We start from the raw sequence: 6,319 nt of genomic DNA, 5'->3' as shown, positions 1-6,319 counted from the left end.
CCACTAAGGTAGATGTTGACGCGCGTCCTGATCAGTCCCTTCATGGAAGCCTGCACGGACGGTCGCACCCACGCGCGTGGGTTCTCTCCCACACAACCACTCCAAAATAAAAAAACGCCATCGGCGTTGTTTGTTTTAATTATTAATATGGAGCGGGTGATGGGAATACTCAACATCCCGATCCAACAGCGAGCCTTCGGCTCGCCACTAAGGTAGATGTTGACGCGCGTCCTGATCAGTCCCTTCATGGAAGCCCGCACGGACGGTCGCACCCACGCTCGTGGGTTCTCTCCCACACAACCACTCCAAAATAAAAAAAACGCCATCGGCGTTGTTTGTTTTAATTAATATGGAGCGGGTGATGGGAATCGAACCCACGCTATCAGCTTGGAAGGCTGAAGTTCTACCATTGAACTACACCCGCAAATTCTCCGTGCAAGCCTTGAAACAATCATGACTTGCACGAAGCTGTGCATGCGTATCGGGATGACACGATTCGAACATGCGACCCCCTGGTCCCAAACCAGGTGCTCTACCAAGCTGAGCTACATCCCGTTGCATTCAAGATATATCATCTTGTGAAGACAAGAAATAATATACCACGGATGCCGCGGGATTGCAATACTTTTTTAATTCAGCAGAAAGGTCCGTTCGAAATCCTCAGGCGAAATCGGCTTGCTGAAATAGTAGCCTTGTCCCTCGTGACAGCGCTGCTCTTTCAAGAAATGGAGCTGCTCCTCATTCTCTACGCCTTCGGCCGTTACCTTGAGCTGCAGATGATGCGCCATCGATGCGATCGTGGAGACGATCGCCGCATCGTTATGGTCGCTCATCACTTCGTGGACGAAGGAACGGTCGATTTTCAGCCGGTCGATCGGCATGTTCTTCAAGTAATGCAGCGAGCTGTACCCCGTCCCGAAGTCATCGATACTGATGAAGACGCCGAGCTGCTTCAAGCGCCGAAGCTGGTCAAAGGCCGTTTCCTTGTCAAACGTCATGCTTTCCGTAATTTCCAGCTCGACGTACTTCGGATCCAAGCCGATTTCCTCCAGGATGGACCCGATGCGTTCAGCCAGCTGGGGCTGGAGAAACTGGCGCATGGATAGATTGATCGATACGCAGATCGGCTTATACCCCGCCTGCTGCCATTTTTTATTCTGCATGCACGCCGTGCGGAGAACCCATTCGCCAAGAGGAACAATCAGACCGCTTTCCTCTGCCAGTGGAATGAATTCGGCCGGCGAAACGAATCCCCGTTTCGGATGCCGCCAGCGCAGCAGCGCCTCCATGCCGACGATCTCACTGCTCTCCAAATGAACGAGCGGCTGGTACTCCAGGTAAAACTCTTCCCGCTCGATCGCTTTACGCAGGTCGTTCTCCAAGCGGAGCCGCTCCTTCGCCTTCATCTGCATGGATGGGACAAAGTGACGGACGTCGACTCCATAGTCTTTGGCATGATGAACGGCGGTGTCCGCATGCTGAATCAGCTCCTCGGCCGTGTCTCCGTCCTGCGGAAAGACCGCCATCCCTGCGCAGAGCGTGATATGATAATCGTTTTCCTCGATGACGACGGGCTTTTCAAAGAGTTTCAGCAAATAGCGGATCCGCTCCATCCCCTCTTCCACGCCGGCAAGCGCAGGCAAAATGATAGCGAACTCATCGGCGCCCATACTGAACACTTCCTCCCTGGAGCGGGTATTCCGTTTGAGGCGGTCGCCGACAAGCTGCAGAATCCGGTCCCCCGCCTGATGCCCAAGAGAGTCATTGATATTTTTGAAGCGGTTGACGTTAAAAACGACGACCCCTGTCATTTCATGTCCCGCAGTTTTGATCTTACTGGAAATGCGCTGAGTCAACCGGCGTTTGTTCGGAAGTCCCGTCAGGTCATCATGGAACGCCAGATAGTTCATCCGCGCCTCCACCCGCTGTTGTTCCCGGAATGGATCCTCGATCGTCAGGCGGTAAACCCCTTTGAGCATCAGATAGTAAGCCACACCTCCGGAAAGGGTGCCAAGCAGGTAATTCCACTGGTATGTATGATTCGCCGTCATCATCAGCCCCTGTCCGAGAGCGGAGTAAATCAGTGCCCGGATAATAATAAGCAGCGATGGGGCCCGGTCCTTTCTGCCCCGGTACATGATCGATCCGATGCCAATCAGGCATACCGCAATGATCACCAGGTCCAAATATTTCTTCAGCCAATTAATGCTGCCATGGTTCATCAGCAAAGGAAGTTTCTGATGCCACAGGAAAAAGGCAAGCACACCAAATACGATCACGACCGACGTGATCATAAATGCGAAGCGTTTATGGGTAATCGACACCATCGTGTCTTTCAGATTATAAATCGACAGAAGCCCGAGGGCGCACGCCCCCTTGGAGATGATAAGCAGCCACATGGCATCGTCCTGGTTTAATGCATAACCGAATAGAGGAATTCCGAGCAAGCTGACCGTCTGCAAAAAGTCAAACACAGCCAGAGACAAAAACAGCGCAGCCGTATACAGCCTATGCCGCGACAGTTTGTGCGAAAATAACAGCCATCCCTGGGCGAACACGGCAAAGCTGACAGCCACACTGCTCCAGCCGGCAAGGACATAAACCGTCTTGAACCAGCCGGCGCCATCAATACTGTATAAAAATGCAGTTTGAGCGATCTGAACCGCAACAAAAAACAAGATTCCCACCAAGGCCGTCCTGATTGTTCGTCTTTTCTCTACTCTGGTATGCATGCAGTCTTCTGACCCCCGGGCTTTTTCTGAAATATTTATATATGAATTTCATGCTAAATAATTCCACGTTTATGCCGACATTCCTGCTAACATTAGACAATAATTTTGCATTGGGGCCATCGTTCGACATGAGTCGTTTTGCAAAAAAATGAATCCTTATCCTCCTTCATCCGTATTGTAGATTATAATACCTAAGGGGTGTGGCATTGTATGATCATTACAACAACCGAAAATGTAGCCAATCATGAAATTATCGAGGTACTCGGCACCACGTTTGGAGTCGTCGTTAGAGCCAGAGGCATCGGCGGGGACATTATGGCTTCCCTCAAGGGCCTTGTCGGCGGCGAGGTGAAGCAGTACACCCAGATGATTGAGGATGCGCGGCGGCAGGCGGTGGACCGGATGGTGCAGAACGCGCATGCCATGGGCGGTGACGCCATCGTGATGATGCGCTTTGACAGCGGGGATATCGGCAATAACATGAGCGAAATTGTTGCCTACGGCACGGTCGTTAGAACCCGTCCTGTTAGCTGATGGGAGGTATGGTCATTATTCTGCTCATATACGCCTTGGAGCTGGTCGCTTTTCTGCTGCTGTTATGGGTAAGCTGGCGCTTCTTTGACAAAAGATACCGCCGCCGGGACGACAGCGGGGGCAGCAGGGACATCATGAACGGATCGTTTACGCCGACTTCGGAAGTATTTATTGACCCGAAAGACGGTCATAAATACCAGGTCTATTATAATCACCGGACCGGTGAACGCGAATATATCAGACTCGATTGAAGCAAAAAAAGGGCTGCCCGTACTTGTGACGGGCAGCCCTTTTTCCAATGAATCAAATGAAGCGGTTTACTTGTGTTTCGAGTCAAAGTTGACTTCCGGAGTCGTCAGCTTGTCGTAGAAATCCACGTACTTGTCCTTATCCTCCGATGCCCGGAGCGCCATGGCGGAACGTGGATGCTCCCCCAGCGTTCCCGTAACCATGTAAGGAATCAGGTAGCCCCATTCCTCCTTCTCACGAAGCGGAATCATCAGGCGTTCGATCAAATCCAGCACCGGACGAAGGTTGTAATGGGTATTTTTCAGATGGGTGACGAGCAGCTCGGTCGGGCAGTTGCCAGCCGCGCGGCCCATTCCGTATACGGACGCATCCAGCAGCTCTACGCCCAGCTCCGCGGCGGTCAGCGTGTTGGAGAAGGCCAGCTGCATATTGTTATGCGTATGAACGCCAAGGCGCTTGTTCGGCAGGTGCTTCTTGAACTTCTCGACCAAGTACTCCATGTCCTTGTGGTCAAGGCTGCCATAGGAGTCGACGATGTAGACGACATCGACCACGCTCTCCCGGATCATTTCGAAGGCTTCCAGCAGCTCGTTCTCCATGACGTTGGACAAGGCCATAATATTCAGCGTCGTTTCGTAACCGCGTTCATGGAACGTCTGCACCAGCTCCAGCGCTTTATCCACGTCCTTGATGTAGCAAGCAACACGGATCAAATCCAGCATGCTCTCTTCGCGCGGCAAAATATCATTCTCATCGACACGGCCGATATCCACGAGGGCGGACAGCTTGGTTTTGCCCTTCTGGGGGATCACTTCACGCAGGAAGGAATCGTCCAAAAAGCGCCAAGGTCCGGCAGATTCGGCGCCCTTCAGCAGTTTGGGTGAATTTTTGTAGCCGATTTCCATATAGTCAACACCGGCCTCATTCAGTCCGGCGTATAAAGTTTGTACAAACTCGACGCTGAAGTCCCAGTTATTAACCAGTCCCCCATCGCGAATCGTGCAATCGACAATTTTACAAGGGTTCGTTTTCATCCAACAAGCTTCTCCTTCCGGCATAAAATTTATTCCTTCATCATACTTGAAGGTGACCAGAAAAGTAAAGGTTAATTGTCCGGACGGTTATGACTCCGAAATGACGGCATACGAAATAAAGCGGCTATCCCGCTCAGGATTCCGCTTTACGTTCATGGTCTTATGAGGATGCCGCTTGCGACAAAATCCACTCCAGCAGGGTCCGGACCATCACCCCGGTGCCTCCCTTGGGATTCACACCCCGCTCTTTTTGGGCGTAGGCCGTTCCGGCGATATCGAGATGAACCCACGGCAGCCCTTCGGCAAAGGTTCCGATAAACAGGCCTGCCGTAATCGCAGCCCCCCTGCCTCCGGTGCTGTTGCGAATGTCCGCCACGTCGCTTTTGAGCATATCCCAAAATTCCTTGTAAGCAGGAAGCGGCCATACTTTTTCACCGGATCTTTTCGAAGCGAGGATCAACTCCTGGAGAAAAGTATCATCGTTCGTTACCGCTCCAGTCGCCACGTCCCCTAAAGCCGTCACCACGGCGCCTGTGAGCGTCGCCACATCGATGAGACGGACCGCTCCGAGCTGTCTGGCATAAGTCATGCCATCGGCGAGCACCACTCTGCCTTCCGCATCGGTGTTCAGCACCTCGATCGTCCGCCCGCTGAACGACCGGATCACGTCCCCCGGCTTAAAGGCACCGCCTCCAGGCATGTTCTCGGCACTCGGAATGACAGCCACGACGTTCACCTTCGGCTTCAGCGTTCCAAGTGCGTTCATGACACCCAGCACCGCAGCGGCTCCGGCCATATCGCTGATCATCTCTTCCATGCCGAGCCGCTTCTTTAGAGAGATGCCCCCGGTATCGAACGTAATGCCTTTGCCGACAAGCCCTATAACGTCATCCCAGCTGTCCCTTCCTTGATACTTCATCACGATCATCCGCGGAGGTTGAATGCTCCCCTGGCCAACCGAGAGCAATCCACCCATGCCGAGTGCCTTTTGCTCTTCGACATCCAGCGTGTGTGATTCCATGCCATGCTTCCGGGCAATCCGCTGCGCATGCTTCGCCAGATCTTCTGGAACCAGCATATTTCCAGGGAGGTTCGTTAAATCCCGCGCCAAACAGGTAGCTTCGGCTGCCGCTTTCCCACGGACAATGCCTTGACGCCATTCTTCAGCTTCCCGGGGATCCGCGTTTCCTTTTCGAAAAAGCACTAGCTCTTTAATTCCATGGTACGTCGGATGGTTTCGTTTGTACTGCTTGATCCGGTATGCGCCTAGAATGAACCCTTCGGTCAGGGCCTGGGCCGCAGTTATCGTGTTCTGTTCCGCAGTAAATCGCATCATGGTCATCGGCACTTCCCATGCCAGGCTGTGGGCTTGGATTTTGAGCGCGGTTTTAGCCGCCTGGGCGGCAGCAAGCCTGAGTTCTTCGGAGGTCAGCGGACGTTCGCCGATCCCGACTAGAATAACGGCGCGATGGCCGCTTGAATCAGGCACAGGCAGTGCGTGGATTTGATTGAAGGCAGCACCGAACAGGCGGCTGTCCCTGAGCTGCTGCACAATGGGTGCAAGACTGGGAGAAAGTGCGTTATCCTCAAAGTCCTTTTGGGAAACCATAACAACAAGCGCATCCATACTGAGCTGAGTAGCTTCCGTATGATCCTTCCATGTGACCGTAATATCTTGTCCTTCGGAAAACGGATGTCCATTCATCGGCGTCATCTTCCTTTGTCTTCAAGTTTTCGGACGATAGTCATATATATTATTCCACCGTTGTC

Annotated in this window: 6 protein-coding genes and 2 tRNA genes; 2 read left to right on the top strand and 6 right to left on the bottom strand. The window is 52.7% G+C overall.

Translation table 11 applies throughout. The annotated features are described in order from the left end of the window. The 4 genes from IAE55_RS33995 to IAE55_RS29480 form a co-directional block, all read right to left on the bottom strand. Window positions 1–248: hypothetical protein (locus tag IAE55_RS33995; protein WP_234489956.1), on the bottom strand; the 248-nt coding region annotated here is incomplete at its 3' end. Between the two features lie 102 nt (window positions 249–350). Then, window positions 351–424 (bottom strand) — tRNA-Gly (locus IAE55_RS29490). A 57-nt stretch (window positions 425–481) separates the two neighbouring features. Further along, window positions 482–555, bottom strand: a tRNA-Pro gene (locus IAE55_RS29485). A gap of 74 nt (window positions 556–629) precedes the next feature. Continuing rightward, complete coding sequence (locus IAE55_RS29480) at window positions 630–2,687, bottom strand: putative bifunctional diguanylate cyclase/phosphodiesterase (protein ID WP_325168700.1); 2,058 nt, start codon at window positions 2,685–2,687, stop codon at window positions 630–632. Between the two features lie 255 nt (window positions 2,688–2,942). On the opposite strand from IAE55_RS29480, the gene IAE55_RS29475 reads away from it, so the two are divergent. Together IAE55_RS29475 and IAE55_RS29470 are read left to right on the top strand one after the other, a co-directional pair. Beyond that, on the top strand, window positions 2,943–3,266 hold the full coding sequence (locus tag IAE55_RS29475; RefSeq protein ID WP_105445850.1) for a YbjQ family protein: 324 nt from the start codon (window positions 2,943–2,945) through the stop codon (window positions 3,264–3,266). An 8-nt stretch (window positions 3,267–3,274) separates the two neighbouring features. Next, window positions 3,275–3,517 carry a hypothetical protein gene (locus tag IAE55_RS29470; protein ID WP_076173228.1) on the top strand — a complete coding sequence of 81 codons (243 nt, stop codon included), beginning with the start codon at window positions 3,275–3,277 and terminating at the stop codon, window positions 3,515–3,517. Between the two features lie 66 nt (window positions 3,518–3,583). Here IAE55_RS29470 and IAE55_RS29465 read toward each other — a convergent pair whose 3' ends face one another. After that, a complete protein-coding gene (locus IAE55_RS29465) occupies window positions 3,584–4,549 on the bottom strand; it encodes an aldolase catalytic domain-containing protein (RefSeq protein WP_200634616.1) in 966 nt (321 codons plus the stop codon). Window positions 4,550–4,709: 160 nt separating this feature from the next. Beyond that, window positions 4,710–6,254 carry a leucyl aminopeptidase gene (locus IAE55_RS29460; protein ID WP_200634615.1) on the bottom strand — a complete coding sequence of 515 codons (1,545 nt, stop codon included), beginning with the start codon at window positions 6,252–6,254 and terminating at the stop codon, window positions 4,710–4,712. Window positions 6,255–6,319 lie beyond the last annotated feature (65 nt).

The sequence above is a fragment of the Paenibacillus sp. S28 genome (genome assembly GCF_016624415.1).
Classification (GTDB): Bacteria; Bacillota; Bacilli; order Paenibacillales; family Paenibacillaceae; genus Paenibacillus_AQ; species Paenibacillus_AQ favisporus.
Note: the sequence above shows the minus strand (reverse complement) of the source record. Positions and strands in the feature narration are given on the sequence as shown.

Coding starts and splice junctions, on each gene's coding strand:
- IAE55_RS29475 (WP_105445850.1), top strand. CDS start 2,943: ATGATCATTACAACAACCGAAAATGTAGCCAATCATGAAATTATCGAG.
- IAE55_RS29470 (WP_076173228.1), top strand. CDS start 3,275: ATGGTCATTATTCTGCTCATATACGCCTTGGAGCTGGTCGCTTTTCTG.
- IAE55_RS29465 (WP_200634616.1), bottom strand. CDS start 4,549: ATGAAAACGAACCCTTGTAAAATTGTCGATTGCACGATTCGCGATGGG.
- IAE55_RS29460 (WP_200634615.1), bottom strand. CDS start 6,254: ATGAATGGACATCCGTTTTCCGAAGGACAAGATATTACGGTCACATGG.